Source organism: Methylobacter arcticus (assembly GCF_050917435.1).
GTDB classification, from domain to species: Bacteria; Pseudomonadota; Gammaproteobacteria; order Methylococcales; family Methylomonadaceae; genus Methylobacter_A; species Methylobacter_A titanis.
Genome location: NZ_CP159583.1, coordinates 3,811,835 through 3,827,248 on the forward strand (window position 1 = coordinate 3,811,835; position 15,414 = coordinate 3,827,248).

Here is a 15,414-nt window from a genome sequence, read left to right on the forward strand (position 1 = left end):
CAAACCCTACCTAGATGCGGCGGCTTGCAGGCCGCCGCTTGCACAAAATAGTCACAGTTTAATCATTGACAAGGTCTATCATGAGTTTTTTTAATAAGGTAGCCGAACAGGATAAATGGAAAGAGAAATATTTAAATCTACTTGATGAGCAGGAACAATCTGAACAAGCCTATAAAGAAACAGAAGACCTGCTTGGTAAAATCATCATACGCCTGACTATCGCAACTACTGGGCTAGATCCTCTTCTTGACCCGCATTTGCTGAGTATTCGCGATCAAGTAAAAAACGGTATAAACAGCCCTGCACTTAAAGATGAGCTTGAGAAATTTACCCATTCCGTCACTCAAATCAGACACGCTCCACCTAAAAACCAGCCAGTAGAAGCAGAACTGCTACTTGATTTTCTGCTTCAGCAATATCGAACCGAGCAACATCAAAATGCACTAAAACAGCTAAAGAATAAAGCTGAGACCGTAAAATTTGAAACCGCCAATCAATTATTTATCGCCATACTTGAAATTATCGAGCCTGACGACGGCATTTCCCCGACCAATATCATCGTCAACCAGATTGATATAGACATTGTCAGTCGACAGTTATTGCTGTTACTGGAAGGCATCGAAATCCCCAGCATCTTTGATCAACAGGCTCAAGCCGCAAAACAGTTGCTAGCCGCATCCAATCGAACTGCAACGGCTTTTGAAGCCATTCTGGACAAGTCCTTTAAGTTGTTGCTTAAAATCAAACAACACAACCAATCCGAACAGCAAGACATTGATAAATTTCTCGCTCATATTACCGAGCAACTGGCTGCACTGGATGTGAGCCTGATCGGGGCCAGTACGGCTGCCATTGAATCGGCCGAAAACAGAAGCAAATTCGATCAATCCGTTTCTGAACAGATGGAAGCATTAAAGTTAAGCTCGACCAGCGCTACCAAACTGGAGCCTTTAAAGGGAATCATCAACAGTCGCTTAGCCAATATTGCCAAAGAAATTCAGGACCACAGCCAAAAAGAAGCTATCCAACGCCAAAAGACACAACAGCAACTGGATGATTTAGCGAATAAAATCAAAAATATGGAAGCGGAATCCTGCGATCTCAAATCAAAACTAAAAATTGCCAATACCCAGGCATTACGCGACACCTTAACCGGCCTGCCAAATCGCCATGCCTATAACGAATGCCTGGAAACCGAACTAGCTCGCTGGAAACGTTACCATTCACCTTTAAGTCTGATCGTCTGGGACATTGATCATTTCAAAAATATCAACGACAGTTATGGTCATAAAGCCGGCGATAAAGTGTTGCAGTTAATCGCCAAACAATTATCCGAGCATTCCCGCACAACTGATTTTATCTCCCGTTTTGGCGGCGAAGAATTTACTATGCTGTTACCCAACACCGACAGCCAATCGGCGTTAATACTGGCCAACCAACTACGTCAAACTATTGAGAAAACCGGCTTTAACGCCAGCGGCACCTCCGTTGCCATCACCGTTTCCTGCGGGATCACAGCGTTCATCACTGACGACACCGATGAAACCGCATTCGAACGCGCTGACCAAGCGCTTTATCAGGCTAAACAGCAGGGCCGGAATCGGTGTTGCGTTTTTTAAAGACCTAACTTCCGATTATCCACAAGCAGCATCAAACTCAAATTGATTGAGTGCAGCACACTGATAAACCCGCGAGGAATTCAGCGACTCGGGTTTGAGCAAATTAATGCCTTTTCTTGCAATTGGGCTTATTATATTGACCATTCTTGCTATGAGTGTAGGAATGACCGGTCGCCATTACACTCATGCTTAGCCACGATGATTTATGATAACGCGCCATGAAACCTTATAAAATAGTAATCCTTTTGCTGCTACATTCAGCTATCGTCGGCTGCGGACAGCCCGGTCCGCTTTATTTACCGAATCAAGCGGCACCGGTTCATGTAGAGCCGGTACCCGCCCAAAAACCAGAACCCAAACCCGACTAATCTGCCAGGAAGCAGATTTGCATTTACCCGAAAGGGGCATGGCAGGGATGGCCATGCATGACTAAAATGAATAACTATGGATTACTTTAATTACCGAAACGGTGAGCTGTTCGCCGAAGACATTGCTGTTTCCGATATCGTCTATAAATACGGCAGCCCATGCTACATCTATTCACGCGCCACGCTGGAGCGGCACTGGAAGGCTTTCGACCGAGCTTTTGGCGATCAAGCGCATTTAATCTGTTATGCGGTCAAAGCCAATTCTAATATTGCGATACTCAATCTGCTATCCCGCTTAGGTTCAGGTTTCGACATTGTTTCTCTGGGCGAATTAGAACGGGTGATTGCCGCCGGCGGCGAGCCTGAAAAAATCGTGTTTTCCGGTGTCGGCAAACGCGAAGATGAAATTCTGGCTGCGTTAAAAATCGGCATACGCTGTTTTAACATTGAAGTCAGCGGCGAACTGGACCGGATTAACCGGCTGGCCGGGCAATTGGGCGTTATCGCGCCGGTATCTTTTCGGGTAAACCCGGATGTCGATGCCAAAACTCATCCTTATATCTCTACCGGTTTAAAAGAAAACAAGTTCGGCATAGACATTGAACAGGCTTTGACCGAATATCGCCGTGCTGCGGCCATGTCCAATATCAAGGTGATCGGTATTGATTGCCATATCGGCTCACAACTGACCGAAACCCGGCCTTTTCTGGATGCGTTGGATAAGATTCTCGATCTGGTTGCCTCGCTTGCGGCCGAAGGGATTAAACTGCATCATCTGGATCTGGGCGGAGGCTTGGGTATTTGTTATAAAGATGAACAGCCGCCTGAACCTGCCGACTATATCCAGGCGATTTTGGCACGACTGGGCCGAACCGATATTGAAATTCTACTGGAACCGGGCCGCGCTATCGTCGGCAATGCCGGCATTCTGGTCACCCAGGTTGAATATCTTAAACCGACGGCGAATAAAAACTTCGCTATCGTCGATGCGGCGATGAATGATCTGGTGCGGCCTGCTTTATATAACGCCTGGCAGGCTATTATTCCGGTAAATCTGCAAAGTGATGCGCTAGAAACAACCTGGGATATCGTCGGTCCGGTCTGTGAAACCGGTGATTTCTTGGGCAAAGACCGTACGCTTAAAATTGCTCAGGGCGATTTGTTGGCGATACGTTCATCCGGCGCCTATGGTTTTACCATGAGTTCGAATTATAATTCCAGACCACGCCTGGCTGAACTGCTGGTTGATGGCAGCAGTCTGCACCTGATCAGGGAAAGAGAAACGATTGCCCAGCTTTGGGTAGGCGAGCATTTATTGCCATGATCAATTTCACAAAAATGCACGGCCTCGGTAATGATTTTGTGGTCATTGACGCGATCAATCAGCACATCGCCTTAACCCCAGAGCAAATCCGACGGCTGTCTGACCGGCACTTCGGTATTGGCTTTGATCAGCTGCTGCTGGTTGAAAAAGCGGTAAGCGTCAATGCCGATTTCAAATACCGGATTTTTAACGCAGACGGCAGCGAAGTCTCCCAATGCGGCAATGGTGCGCGCTGCTTCGCCCGTTTTGTCCGCGATAAAAAGCTGTCGGATAAGAATGAAATCCGCGTCGATACCAATTCCGGTCAATTGTTGCTACGTTTTGATGACGACAACCAGATCACCGTCAATATGGGCGTTCCAAGACACGCCCCCGCCGAAATCCCGCTGCTGACGGAAGAAGAATCCCGCTTTTATACGGTGCTGGTTAACGATACTGAAAAGGCCTTCGGCGCGGTTTCGATGGGCAATCCGCATGCGGTTATTCAGGTTACCGATGTTAAATCCGCACCGGTGGCTGAATTGGGCAAAGCCCTGGAAAGCCATGCTTTTTTCCCGGAACGGGTTAATGTCGGCTTTATGCAAGTCGTAGACCGCCAACATATCAAGCTGCGCGTGTATGAACGCGGCGCTGCCGAAACTCTGGCTTGCGGCAGCGGCGCTTGTGCTGCCGTGGTCATCGGCATCGAACACAATCTGCTGGATCATACAGTCTGCGTTGAGCTACCCGGCGGAACGCTAACCATTAACTGGCCTGGCCGTGGCGAACCGGTTTTAATGACGGGGCCTGCCATTTCTGTTTTTGAAGGACACCTACTGCTATGAATGAATTAATCACGGAACTCACTCCAACCCAGGTTGAAAATTATCTGCGCAAACATCCCGAGTTCTTTCACCAACACTTGAATTTGCTGGAACACCTGAGCATCCCTCATCCCTCCGGCACTGCAGTCTCACTGATTTCAAAGCAGCTGGAACTGTTTAGGAGTCGGCATCATGACATGGAAAACCAGCTCACTGCGCTGATTGAAATAGCCAGAGACAACGATGCTTCCCTGATCCGTATGCACAAGCTCACTCTGGCACTGCTGGAGGCTACAACGCTGGAAGACGCAGTGGCTAATCTTGATGTCGTCCTGTCAGAATATTTTCTGGTCGACTTTGTTGCGGTACGCATCATCAAACATCACCCAGACTCCGCGACTATGACTAATCTGTTTATTGAGCCGGACAGCAAAGACCTGGAACCGTTTGCCAGCGAACTGGCCGGAAATCAGCCTAAATGCGGTCGCCCGACTCTGGCTCAAGCAAAGGTTTTATTCGGCGAATCAGCATTTGAAGTGAAATCTTGCGCGATTATCCCGCTGGCTTTTACCGAATTGGAAGGTATTTTAGCCATCGGCAGCCGAGAGGACGGCCGCTTTCATTACAGCATGGGCAATCTGTTTTTAAACCACATGAGCGAAATCATAGGTACTCGGCTGATCAACTTGTTACAAGAGCGCAAGCTTAACCTACAGGACGTAGCCGAGGTGCGCGAAGAAGCCGAGGCCTTCAATTGATTCCCAGCAATGAATCGACTAAAAGTATGGTCGACGAAAGACACAAACAGCACCAACAACGCCCAAAATTTTATATTTCCCCTGGCTTTCATCGATGCTATTTACCCCCATCGGTCAAATTTTTGATGGGCTATTTTTACTCGGAAATCGCCTATCATGCACGCTGATGCGGAGTTAATACTGGCTGACTTTTTCACCCAGCTTACCGTTGAAGTGCGTGCTTCGGAACACACTATAAAAAGTTATCGGCGGGATATTAAGCATCTATCCCGTTATTGCACAGACAAAGCCATAGCCCAGTGGGCAGACCTGCAACATACCGATATTCGTGCCCATATAGCCGGTCGGCACCGGAAAGGCCTGAGCAGTAAAAGCCTGCAGCGCGAGTTGTCTGCGATACGCAGTTTTTATAACTACCTGTTAAAAAAAGGTCAGGCCAGCGCCAATCCTGCCCAACATATTCAAGCACCCAAACAAGATCGAAAGCTGCCCAAAACACTGGATGTCGATCAGTTATCCGGTTTATTGGAAGCAGGAGCAAGTTCGCTGCTCGAAATCCGCGACCTGGCCATGTTCGAATTATTCTATTCATCCGGCCTGCGATTGAGTGAGCTATCGGCGCTTGATGTAACCGACCTGGACTTGCCGGATAACACCCTGACTGTCCGCATCGGTAAGGGCGGTAAATCCAGAGTATTACCGGTGGGCAGCAAAGCCGTTACCGCTATTGAAAACTGGTTACAACAACGCGCCATAAAAATACCCACCATCGATTCCGCTTTATTTGTGTCAACGCGCGGAACTAGGCTCGGCCAACGCAACATCGAATTAAGGCTGGAACAGTGGTGCAAAAAAAAAGGTATTGCCGAACATATCCATCCGCACATGCTCAGACACTCTTTTGCCAGTCATTTACTTGAATCCAGCCAGGATTTAAGGGCCGTCCAGGAACTGCTCGGCCATAGCAATATCAGTACCACCCAAATATACACCCATTTGGACTTCCAGCATCTGGCTGAAATTTATGATAAAGCCCATCCAAGAGCCAAAAAAAAACCCTTATAGCGGCTTGTACCATAAGCAAATCGCTAAAAAACCTGCTACTATGCAGTTAATTTTTCATATAAAAAGCAATAGGGTGAAAATTTTTTCAACCCTACAAAAAACCTCTTTACGGGATTTCAAAAATGGCGGCAAATGAAGCACTGAACGATTTAAAATCGAAAGGAATACTCTGGGGATTTGGTGTTTTCATCCTCATCGTAGTAGCCATCTTGCTCTTGTTAGGCGCCTGGTGGGGCAGTGAACCCGGACAATTTAATATACAAGACGAAGCGGTAAAGCGCGCGGAAGAAACCCACACCACGGAAAATATGCCTGTCGGCTATGTTTACACCAACACCCTGGCCCATATCGCCGAGGTTCTGCTGCATAAAAGCGGCGGCTATATTACTAATGATGTCGCGCCTCCAGGCGTATTTTTGGACAACATTTCCAATTGGGAATATGGCGCGTTGGTGATGCTGCGCGATGCCACTACCGCATTAAGAAATCACTTTGCCAGAGACCAGTCGCAATCCGCCGAAGATCCAGACTTGGCGACGGCTGAACCCTACTTTTATTACGAACATAACTCCTGGGCTTTACCTTCAACGGAAGCTGAATATCAAAAAGGTATTGATGCCCTGCATAAATACATGGAGCGCCTGCAAAAATACGGCGGTCCAGTCAAAAAGGCGCAATTTTATTCCAGAGCCGACAATTTGTGGCAGTATACCGAAGTGGTGATAAAACGCTTGGGCGGTTTGTCTACCCGATTGAGCGCAAACGATTCCAGTAACTATGGGCCGGGACTAACCAAGCTTGAGCAACAGGCCGCTGAAGAAAAAGGAACGCCCATAGCTAAAGTGACATGGCTGGAGATTGACGATGTCTTCTATGAAGCGCGCGGTGCAAGCTGGGCGTTATTGCATATCCTCAGAGCGATCAAACATGATTTTGCTGACATTTTGTTAGATAAACGGGCCATGCGTACCGTTGACATCATGATTAAGGCGCTGGAAAATGCGCTGACCCCTATTTTAAGCCCGATGATTTTAAACGGTAGCGGCTATGGCATTTTCGCCAACTACTCCCTGTCGATGGCTAATTATATAGCTCGCGCCAATGCAGCGGCGCTTGATTTACGCGATATTATGAACAGAGGCTAATGACGATGGACGAACAAATTAACTACAACTTGAAACAACTATCCAGCTGGAAAAGAATTTTCTTTATGCTGATTTTTGCGGCGATCGGCAGTCTGGTCAGAATGTTGCTTTGGGCCGTTATTATCTTGCAGGTGGCCTCAACGCTGATAACCGGCAAAGCCAACGTCAACACGCTTAACTTTGGACGCAGCCTGTCCATTTATACGTACCATATTTTATTGTTTCTGACCTTCAATACCGAAATCCTGCCGTTTCCTTTCTCCGACTGGAATATGACCGCAGAACTAAACCTGCCGGAACCGAAAAAATCCGCAAAATAATACGGCATGAATGCTACCCGAAAAATCATTCATATCGATATGGATGCATTTTTTGCGGCAGTAGAGCAGCGCGATTTTCCACAATACCGTAACAAACCGCTGATCGTCGGCGGCGCTCCAAACTCTCGGGGCGTAGTCGCAACTTGCAGCTATGAAGCAAGGCAATACGGCATCCATTCTGCGATGCCTTCGGCTCACGCATATCGTTTATGTCCGCAGGCTATTTTTGTAAAACCTCGCTTCGACGCTTATCAACAAGCGTCAATGTCCATTCGAAAAATCTTTGCCGACTATACCGACCTTTTTGAGCCCCTTTCTTTAGACGAAGCCTATCTGGATGTCAGTCAGTCATGCTTGCATCAAGGCTCAGCCACATTAATCGCCAAAGCCATCAAGGCGGCGATCAAGCAAGAAACCCAGCTGATCGCTTCGGCCGGCATTTCTTATAACAAATTTCTCGCTAAAATCGCCTCGGATATCAATAAACCGGACGGGCTTTATGTCATCACCCCGGAACAGGGCGCAGACTTTGTCGGACGCCTTACGATCGACAAATTTCATGGCATAGGCAAGGCGACTTCGCTAAAAATGCGAGCGTTGGGCATCAACACCGGCAAGGACTTAAAGGCACTGCCGCTGGCAATGTTGCAGCATTATTTTGGCAAGGCCGGGCTGTATTATTACAGTATTTCCAGAGGCATAGACCACCGCCCCGTCAACAACTGCCGCAGCAGAAAATCGGTAGGCGTGGAAATGACTTTTCAACAGGATATTCAGCTTAAACAAGAGGTCATTGCACAACTGCAAAGCCTGCTGGAAAAAGCCTTAAATAAAGTCGCCGAAAAACAGCTGGTCGCCCATACCCTAACCATAAAGATTAAATATCATGACTTTGTCCAAATCACCCGCAGCCGGACATTGCCGCATATCATTACTGCGGCAACGACTATAGGTGCCGTTCTTGAAGATTTGGTAAAAAACACCGAGATAGGCAGGCGCAATGTCCGACTGCTGGGAATTACGCTGTCGTCACTGGATGACAAGTCTGGACAGACTGATTACCAGCAACTGGATTTGTTTAGCGATTGCTAGGCTGATGGAAGGGCTACCGCCGGTAGCCCCTACTCTATCTCCTGCTCATCCTCCAATCCTGATTCATCATCCAACTCGCCTTCAACCTGAAATAATAATTTCAGTTGACGATATAATTGACGGGAAGATTTGGGCGGTTTACCGGCTTCGGCTTCTTTTTGAGCATTACGTGATAATTGCCTTAATACTTGCCGATCAGCCTGCGGTTGCTCGGCAAGCAATGCCAGCAATGCATCATTACCCTCGCTAATCAGCCGATCTCGCCAACGCTCTACCGCATGATGCTCGCGGACGGCATGAGCGCTTTTATTTTTAATGCGCGACAGTTTCTCTAAAATAGGCTCTAGGTCTATCTTATGAAGCTGGCTGGTAATGAATTTAAGTAGCCGCTTTCTCGCGCCTTTATGCGGCATACCCGATACTTCTATAACCGCTTTATTGATGATCTCAGGAAGCTCAAGCGTTTTTAATTGCCCCGCAGGCAGCTCTGACATTTCTTCGCTTAACGCAAAAAGAACGGCCATATCTTTCTTTATTTGTGTCTTATTCGGCCGGATTGCATAAAATTCTTCGGCCTCATCATCGTATTCGTATTCTTCACTCATTTTATATCAAACCATTGCGATTAAAAAACAACCCATCTCACTACGCCTGCACTCTACGTCCAATCCGCTGTTACTTTTTGCTCCATTGGAAAGCCAGGTTGTATTGGTAACACCCTATATCGCACCCAGACTCGTTGTCTTTGTGGTGAATTAATTGCCAACTTCTATAACGAGCACATCAATACCATTGCCTCTTAATCGGGCTCGAATGGTACTAACGCTGGCCATCTGAGTATAAGGCCCCATTTTGACCCGATTCCAGACCGTATTACCGACTTTTGCTTTCTCAACTTTCGATTCAATCCCCATTAAAGCCAGCTTGGCTCTTAAGGCATCGGCATCTTTAAATTCCTTAAACGAGCCGGCTTGCAAAATATAATTAGCGGTTTTTGCCTGTCCAACCCGTTCTTCTCGGGTACGCGTGTTAATTTCATAATCCGGTACGATGACTTCTTTTTCAGGCAGGATAGTATAAAAATCAAATTGCGGCAGCATCGGTCCCGGCTCAGGATTTTTCTCCTGCTGGGGTACTTCAGCTTTTGTTGCCTCAGGCTTTGTCGATAACGCCGGCGAAGGGGACGTTTGTTTCGATCCGGTGCTACTCAAATAAACCAAAAAGACTACAAACGAAATAATCAATGCCGTCATCAGCATCCATCGCCACAGACTAAGACTTTCTGGTTTTTTTCTGTACGATGTGGACGCAGTATTCTTATTCTGCGTTCTGTGTTTGTAGTCTTTAGCCATTACATTGCTTCAGGTGTGTTGATATTCAGCAAGTCCAAACCGTTTGCCAATATCTGTTTTACTGCGCAAATCAGATTAAGTCTTGCATTACGAATTTTTGCATCATCAACTAAAAATTGATGCGCGTTGTAGTAAGTATGAAACTCGTTGGCCAATTCGCGCAGGTATTGAATCAGCTGATGTGGTTCGTATTGCAATGCAGCACGTTCCAGCATTTCAGGATAGCGCGCCAGTGTACTCAGAAGATTGGTTTCGTGCTCTTCGGTCAATAGCGTTAGGTTTGACATGCCCAACAGCAAATCCCGATCCCAGTTTTTTTCATCCAGTTGGCGTAATACGCTACATACTCTAGCATAAGCATACTGCACATAAAATACCGGATTTTCGTTGGATTTAGAGGTCGCCAGTTTCAGGTCGAAATCCATGTGCTGTTCCGATCGACGCATCACATAAAAGAAGCGCGCCGCATCTTTACCCACCTCATTGCGTAATTGCCGTAAGGTCACAAATTCGCCGGAGCGGGTCGACATGGATACTTTTTCTTCTCCGCGCCAAAGCGAGGCAAACTGCACCAGTAGCACTGTTAACTTGGATTCATCAGCACCTAAGGCCTGAAGGGCCGCCCTGACTCGGGGAATATAACCGTGATGATCGGCCCCCCAAATATTGATGATCTGGTCGAAACCACGGTCCAGCTTATTCATGTGGTAGGCAATATCCGACGCAAAATAGGTGGACTGCCCATTATCGCGAATCACCACCCGGTCTTTTTCGTCGCCCAACTTGGCGCAGGCAAACCAAGTCGCGCCATCTTGCTCATACAGGTGCCCGGCAATACGCAAACGCTCCAATGCTTGCTCTACCGCACCGTCGTCCATCAATTGCCGCTCTGAAAACCACTCTTGATAGTCAACGCCAAACTCGCTTAAATCAATCTTGATGTCTTCGAGAATATTATTCAAACCTATTTGAAAAAAGTCCTGGTATAACGATTTTCCCAGCAAGGTTTTAGCGCGGGCGATCAACGCATCGATATGTATTTCTTTATCGCCGCCTACAGGCGCATCAAGGGGTATGTCTTCAAACACAAGCTCAGAGGGTCTACGATAGTCATTATTGGCATTTTTATGAATGTCATTGGCAATCTCGCGCACATAGTCGCCTCGATAGCCATTGCAAGGAAAATGCACCACTTCGCCGCATTCTTCCAGGTATCTGAGCCAGATACTGGTGGCGAGTATATCCATCTGCCGACCGGCATCATTGACATAATATTCACGATGCACCTCAAAACCGACTGCCTCCAATAGATCGGCAACGGCCGAACCATAGGCAGCGCCACGCCCATGACCGACATGCAAAGGCCCGGTAGGATTGGCGGATACAAATTCGACTTGAATTTTTTTACCGGCACCGACATGGCTTAAACCAAACTCTCGACCTTGATCGTGAATTTTCTGGATGACCTGATATTGGGCTGTGGGATCGATAAAGAAATTGATGAAGCCGGGACCTGCCAGCTCAACTTTAGTAATTGCGGCATCTTGAGGCAGCGCGGCAATCAGTTTTTCCGCCAACTGGCGTGGGTTTATATTGGCCGGTTTTGCCAGCATTAATGCCAGATTAGAAGCAAAATCGCCGTGCTGTACGTCACGGGTACGGTCAATAGTAATATTCGGGGTAATTTCCTGAGGGAGAACACCATCTGATTTAAGTGTTTCAACGGCTTGCAGGATAAGTTCCTCTATCTTTTTTTTCATTGCTTCGCTGCGTAGGTTAGATCAACTAAATAGACGTGCATTATCCATTAAAATCATTCGATTATCCATTCAACCTAAAAAATCATTTGATCCACGAAAATCAAACGTAGGCGGCACGAAAAGCAGGAAAATTATCAAAGAGATAACAAGTTATAGGTCGTCACCCAAAACGCGAATGATCACATCACCACAACATACTCATTTATTTCGTGTATTTCTTGATTTTCGTGGGCTGACTGTTGTTTTTAGGATAAAGCGTGTCGGCTCAATTCAACGGCGTGACGAGACTTAAAGGATAAGTCTCATCAGAGAGGAAGGGTAAACTTACTTTTTGATAAAATACATATAGGTTCCGTACTTATTATCTTTAAGTACCATAGACTTATCGGTTTTTTCCACTAATGAGTAAACGTCAAACTTACCCGCTCTGCCCAGTATGCTGACTTTTAAAGTGCCATCTTCCACAATATAATCAACCGCAGGCGCATCATAAGAAGCGCCTCTAACTTGCGGAATGTCTTTTTGGGTCAATTGATTATTATTAAGCACCCAGGTCATGCCCATAGATTTTTTTGCAACATCTTCAGGTGATTTTTTGGTATATTCCAAAAACCAGCTACCGATAATGTCCTTATCAGAACTCAGCGCATCGGCAAATACAGCCGAACTTGACAAGCCAAACAACAAAGAGAGCGTGAGTAATATTTTTATTTTGTTCATTATTTTTTTCCCTGGATTAAGAAACCGGATATAAACCACTATTTTATTAGTGTAATGCTATTGTACAAGAAACTGAAGATTGCTCCCCGCTTTAACTTTATAGGGTCGCTCTGGCGAGACCTTTAGTCAGCTTCTTGCCGACGACGCCCCGACTATCGTAAGCCAGAAAAAAAATGCCTGTCTTCGCTATTTTTTGTTTACCGACTGAGGCATGTCAAAGGAGTCGAGTACGGCATGGTCAACTATTTCCAGCTTGGCGGGTTGAGTTTTTTCCGTAACAGCTTTATTAAAATTAACGCCTTTGATTTGAACTCCTGCGGTCACCAAATACTCAGGCTCATCGAAAAAACGACTCATTTCTAAATCAATAGCATTATTGCCACTGATCACATCGTCGCCCTGATTATCCATAACCCGTTTAAACTGCACCAGCGTTGAAACAACCGCATTCATTTCAGTCAACTTAACGGGGTAAGTACCCTGTAACTTATTCTTCATCATATCTTTATAGGCTTTCAGCACACTGCCCAGATCTTGTGTCAGCAGACTTGAAAGCTTCCGGTATCCCATAAAAAAAGCCAGCAGCGCCAGTAAGGCAGGAACAGCGATCATCCCGACGATGAAAGTCAGTCCAGTAGAACTTGCACTGTCGGCAACCTGGTAATGCAATTCCCAGCCGGTGTTAGCTACTTTTATTTGCGCGTCATCGCTCAATGCTTCACTGACCGGTTCACCGGCTGCACCTAATACCAGTGCAGCCTGTCTTAATTCAAGGTGCCCATTTTTTAGTTCCGCTGCCTGTAAAGCTTTACTAATAAAGTCATAGTTCAAACTGGCCAGAATGACGCCAACCACCTGATCATTGTGCATAATCCTGCGTGTTATCGCCAGATGCCTGTCAGGCCCGTTATCGCCTTGTATTGCCGGCAATTGATTGTTGATAACGGTTTCCCGTACCATATCCAGATCGGCATAACCCATTTTAGGGATGTTTTTATCATCAAGCTCACTGACGCCCGGCAATAACAGCCGCACTTTCAGGGCATCGGGCAAATGCTTTTCAAGTGTTGCGGCCACTGCGGTTAATTCGGTTGTTTCTGCACGAATAACCGCAGCCGACACGACCGGATCCAGCGCCATTTTTTCAAGCGTATGGGTCAGCAAATTGACCTGTGCGCTAATGCCTACTGCGACACTTTTTGCAACGGCCGTCGCTGAGTCCCGCTTTGCTTGGGCGATTTGGGCCGCACTGATCCAGTAAACGCCCACACCGGCAGTCAGAACCATTAACACAGCAAACGCTGACAATAAAGAAAATAGTCGTACCATGTTTATGCCTCTATCCTCAAGAACAACAGCTTAATGACGACCGGTATGACCAAAGCCGCCGGAGCCGCGCAAACTTTGATCAAACTCGGCGACTTGTTCGAATTCCACCTGCACCACCGGCACAAAAACCATTTGGGCGATGCGCTCGCCTATATTAATGGTAAAAGCAGTGTCGCCTCGGTTCCAGCAGGAAACAAAAACCTGTCCCTGATAGTCCGAATCGATCAGCCCGACCAGATTGCCCAAAACAATGCCGTGTTTATGTCCCAGACCTGATCTGGGCAATAAAACGGCCGCTAATTGGTGATCGTCAATATGGATGGCCAGACCGGTTGGAATTAACAGCGTTTCACCCGGCTTTAACTCGATCGCCTCATCCAGGCAGGCGCGCAAATCCAGCCCTGCTGAACCCGCTGTTGCATAGTCCGGTAACGGAATGTCTTTGCCTAAGCGGCCATCCAGGATTTTAAGCTGTATTTTTTTCATGTAATTTTGTATTCCATTCTCTCTGAAATCAAGCGGATTAATTGCTCGGCCAATTGGTTTTTAGTCGTCATTGCCAGGTTTTTTTGGCCTTGTTGCCAAAAAACCTGCAATGCATTTTGTTCGCTATCGAAGCCGCCTATATCACGCCCTACCCAGTTTGCCGCAATCATATCCAGATTTTTTCTCGCCAATTTATCTTGCGCATAGTGTTCAAGGTCATGGGTTTCAGCGGCAAATCCGACCGTGAACGGACGAGGAGTCAGTTGTGCCACTTCCGCCAAAATATCTCGGGTCTTTTGTAACGTTAGCGTGATTTGTTCGCTTTGTTTTTTTATTTTCTGCCGTTCCAACATGACCGGGCTGTAATCGGCAACAGCCGCGGCCCCTATGTAAATATCATATTCTGCGGCTTTGGACATAACCGCCGTATACATTTGCGCCGCAGTCTCTACGTTCACCAGATCGACATTATCAGGTGCTGTCAGCGCCACCGGGCCGCTGACCAGCGTTACTTTTGCCCCGGCTTTTAAAGCCGCATTGGCCAGCGCATAACCCATTTTCCCGGAACTGCGATTGGTGAGGTAACGCACCGGGTCTAAAGGTTCGCGGGTGGGTCCGGCACTGATTAAAACCTTAAGCCCGCTTAAACACCGAATGCCGGGGTCAGCCAGTAAACATCGGCAAATTTCCGCAGGTTCGGACATTCTGCCGAAGCCGGTTTCACCGCAAGCCTGCTCGCCTGGTTCGGGGCCGATCACGGTAACGCCGTGGCTGTTGAGTTTATGAATATTTTCCTGAGTGACGGTTTTATGCCACATAGCTTGATTCATGGCCGGGGCCACGTAAACCGGACAGGTCGCCGCCAGATACAGCGTTGATAATAAATCGTCAGCCAAGCCATGACTGCATTTTGCCAGCGTATTGGCCGTTGCCGGAGCAATAATCAACGCATCGGCCCAGCGCGCCAGACTGATATGCCCCATCGCATGCTCTGCATCCGCATCAAGCAATTCGCTATGCACGGGATTTCCGGAAAGCGCCTGAAAAGTCAGCGGACTCACAAACTGCATGGCGGAATGGGTCATCACCACGCGCACCTCTGCACCTTGCTTGCGTAACAACCTGACCAGCTCAGCCGACTTATACGCAGCAATGCCGCCGCTGACAGCCAATAAAATATGCTTGTTAATAGTAAGGTCCTGAAACGTGAACAAAGCTGGTATTATGGCAAGTCTACAGCAATTCTTCTACGCTTAAATCGCAACCCTATAAG

Annotated in this window: 16 protein-coding genes; 9 read left to right on the forward strand and 7 right to left on the reverse strand. The window is 47.2% G+C overall.

What is annotated here, in order from left to right; all coding sequences use genetic code 11:
* Positions 1-80 precede the first annotated feature (80 nt).
* From ABXJ76_RS18155 to dinB, 9 genes are all read left to right on the forward strand, one after another.
* The gene (locus ABXJ76_RS18155; protein WP_432742650.1) at positions 81-1,619 is read left to right on the forward strand and encodes a GGDEF domain-containing protein; all 1,539 of its coding nucleotides are present in this window, start codon (positions 81-83) and stop codon (positions 1,617-1,619) included.
* 218 nt (positions 1,620-1,837) lie between these two features.
* Positions 1,838-1,987 (forward strand): LPS translocon maturation chaperone LptM, encoded by a 150-nt coding sequence (gene lptM / locus ABXJ76_RS18160; RefSeq protein WP_432742652.1) that lies wholly within the window; start codon positions 1,838-1,840, stop codon positions 1,985-1,987.
* Positions 1,988-2,063: 76 nt separating this feature from the next.
* Positions 2,064-3,311, forward strand: a complete 1,248-nt coding sequence (lysA, locus tag ABXJ76_RS18165; protein ID WP_432742654.1) for a diaminopimelate decarboxylase — start codon at positions 2,064-2,066, stop codon at positions 3,309-3,311.
* Entirely contained in the window at positions 3,308-4,135 is an 828-nt protein-coding gene (dapF, locus tag ABXJ76_RS18170; RefSeq protein ID WP_432742656.1) for a diaminopimelate epimerase, read from the forward strand. Before lysA ends, dapF begins: the two co-directional genes overlap by 4 nt.
* Complete coding sequence (locus tag ABXJ76_RS18175) at positions 4,132-4,872, forward strand: DUF484 family protein (RefSeq protein ID WP_432742658.1); 741 nt, start codon at positions 4,132-4,134, stop codon at positions 4,870-4,872. The genes dapF and ABXJ76_RS18175 overlap by 4 nt, the downstream gene beginning before the upstream one ends.
* A 156-nt stretch (positions 4,873-5,028) precedes the next feature.
* Complete coding sequence (xerC, locus tag ABXJ76_RS18180) at positions 5,029-5,937, forward strand: tyrosine recombinase XerC (RefSeq protein WP_432742660.1); 909 nt, start codon at positions 5,029-5,031, stop codon at positions 5,935-5,937.
* 122 nt (positions 5,938-6,059) lie between these two features.
* Positions 6,060-7,082 carry a DUF2333 family protein gene (locus ABXJ76_RS18185; protein WP_432742662.1) on the forward strand — a complete coding sequence of 341 codons (1,023 nt, stop codon included), beginning with the start codon at positions 6,060-6,062 and terminating at the stop codon, positions 7,080-7,082.
* Between the two features lie 5 nt (positions 7,083-7,087).
* Positions 7,088-7,402 (forward strand): DUF4389 domain-containing protein, encoded by a 315-nt coding sequence (locus tag ABXJ76_RS18190; protein WP_432742664.1) that lies wholly within the window; start codon positions 7,088-7,090, stop codon positions 7,400-7,402.
* Positions 7,403-7,408: 6 nt separating this feature from the next.
* On the forward strand, positions 7,409-8,494 hold the full coding sequence (dinB, locus tag ABXJ76_RS18195; protein ID WP_432742666.1) for a DNA polymerase IV: 1,086 nt from the start codon (positions 7,409-7,411) through the stop codon (positions 8,492-8,494).
* A gap of 29 nt (positions 8,495-8,523) precedes the next feature.
* On the opposite strand, the gene yjgA is transcribed toward dinB, so the two are convergent.
* The 7 genes from yjgA to coaBC form a co-directional block, all read right to left on the reverse strand.
* Positions 8,524-9,099, reverse strand: a complete 576-nt coding sequence (gene yjgA, locus ABXJ76_RS18200; protein ID WP_432742668.1) for a ribosome biogenesis factor YjgA — start codon at positions 9,097-9,099, stop codon at positions 8,524-8,526.
* Between the two features lie 150 nt (positions 9,100-9,249).
* Positions 9,250-9,846 carry an SPOR domain-containing protein gene (locus tag ABXJ76_RS18205; protein ID WP_432742670.1) on the reverse strand — a complete coding sequence of 199 codons (597 nt, stop codon included), beginning with the start codon at positions 9,844-9,846 and terminating at the stop codon, positions 9,250-9,252.
* Positions 9,846-11,606 carry an arginine--tRNA ligase gene (gene argS, locus ABXJ76_RS18210; RefSeq protein ID WP_432742671.1) on the reverse strand — a complete coding sequence of 587 codons (1,761 nt, stop codon included), beginning with the start codon at positions 11,604-11,606 and terminating at the stop codon, positions 9,846-9,848. Before argS ends, ABXJ76_RS18205 begins: the two co-directional genes overlap by 1 nt.
* Before the next feature lie 324 nt (positions 11,607-11,930).
* Entirely contained in the window at positions 11,931-12,326 is a 396-nt protein-coding gene (locus tag ABXJ76_RS18215; protein WP_432742673.1) for a hypothetical protein, read from the reverse strand.
* 186 nt (positions 12,327-12,512) lie between these two features.
* Entirely contained in the window at positions 12,513-13,655 is a 1,143-nt protein-coding gene (locus tag ABXJ76_RS18220) for a hypothetical protein (protein WP_432742674.1), read from the reverse strand.
* A gap of 30 nt (positions 13,656-13,685) precedes the next feature.
* On the reverse strand, positions 13,686-14,141 hold the full coding sequence (dut, locus tag ABXJ76_RS18225) for a dUTP diphosphatase (protein ID WP_432742675.1): 456 nt from the start codon (positions 14,139-14,141) through the stop codon (positions 13,686-13,688).
* Complete coding sequence (coaBC, locus tag ABXJ76_RS18230; protein ID WP_432742677.1) at positions 14,138-15,355, reverse strand: bifunctional phosphopantothenoylcysteine decarboxylase/phosphopantothenate--cysteine ligase CoaBC; 1,218 nt, start codon at positions 15,353-15,355, stop codon at positions 14,138-14,140. The genes dut and coaBC overlap by 4 nt, the downstream gene beginning before the upstream one ends.
* Between the last annotated feature and the right edge of the window lie 59 nt (positions 15,356-15,414).

Bases quoted from the DNA above. Each gene is read 5' to 3' on its own strand.
- dapF (WP_432742656.1), top strand. From the start codon at position 3,308: ATGATCAATTTCACAAAAATGCACGGCCTCGGTAATGATTTTGTGGTC.
- dinB (WP_432742666.1), top strand. From the start codon at position 7,409: ATGAATGCTACCCGAAAAATCATTCATATCGATATGGATGCATTTTTT.
- dut (WP_432742675.1), bottom strand. From the start codon at position 14,141: ATGAAAAAAATACAGCTTAAAATCCTGGATGGCCGCTTAGGCAAAGAC.
- ABXJ76_RS18220 (WP_432742674.1), bottom strand. From the start codon at position 13,655: ATGGTACGACTATTTTCTTTATTGTCAGCGTTTGCTGTGTTAATGGTT.
- ABXJ76_RS18185 (WP_432742662.1), top strand. From the start codon at position 6,060: ATGGCGGCAAATGAAGCACTGAACGATTTAAAATCGAAAGGAATACTC.
- ABXJ76_RS18190 (WP_432742664.1), top strand. From the start codon at position 7,088: ATGGACGAACAAATTAACTACAACTTGAAACAACTATCCAGCTGGAAA.
- xerC (WP_432742660.1), top strand. From the start codon at position 5,029: ATGCACGCTGATGCGGAGTTAATACTGGCTGACTTTTTCACCCAGCTT.
- ABXJ76_RS18205 (WP_432742670.1), bottom strand. From the start codon at position 9,846: ATGGCTAAAGACTACAAACACAGAACGCAGAATAAGAATACTGCGTCC.
- ABXJ76_RS18175 (WP_432742658.1), top strand. From the start codon at position 4,132: ATGAATGAATTAATCACGGAACTCACTCCAACCCAGGTTGAAAATTAT.
- lysA (WP_432742654.1), top strand. From the start codon at position 2,064: ATGGATTACTTTAATTACCGAAACGGTGAGCTGTTCGCCGAAGACATT.
- ABXJ76_RS18215 (WP_432742673.1), bottom strand. From the start codon at position 12,326: ATGAACAAAATAAAAATATTACTCACGCTCTCTTTGTTGTTTGGCTTG.
- ABXJ76_RS18155 (WP_432742650.1), top strand. From the start codon at position 81: ATGAGTTTTTTTAATAAGGTAGCCGAACAGGATAAATGGAAAGAGAAA.
- yjgA (WP_432742668.1), bottom strand. From the start codon at position 9,099: ATGAGTGAAGAATACGAATACGATGATGAGGCCGAAGAATTTTATGCA.
- argS (WP_432742671.1), bottom strand. From the start codon at position 11,606: ATGAAAAAAAAGATAGAGGAACTTATCCTGCAAGCCGTTGAAACACTT.
- lptM (WP_432742652.1), top strand. From the start codon at position 1,838: ATGAAACCTTATAAAATAGTAATCCTTTTGCTGCTACATTCAGCTATC.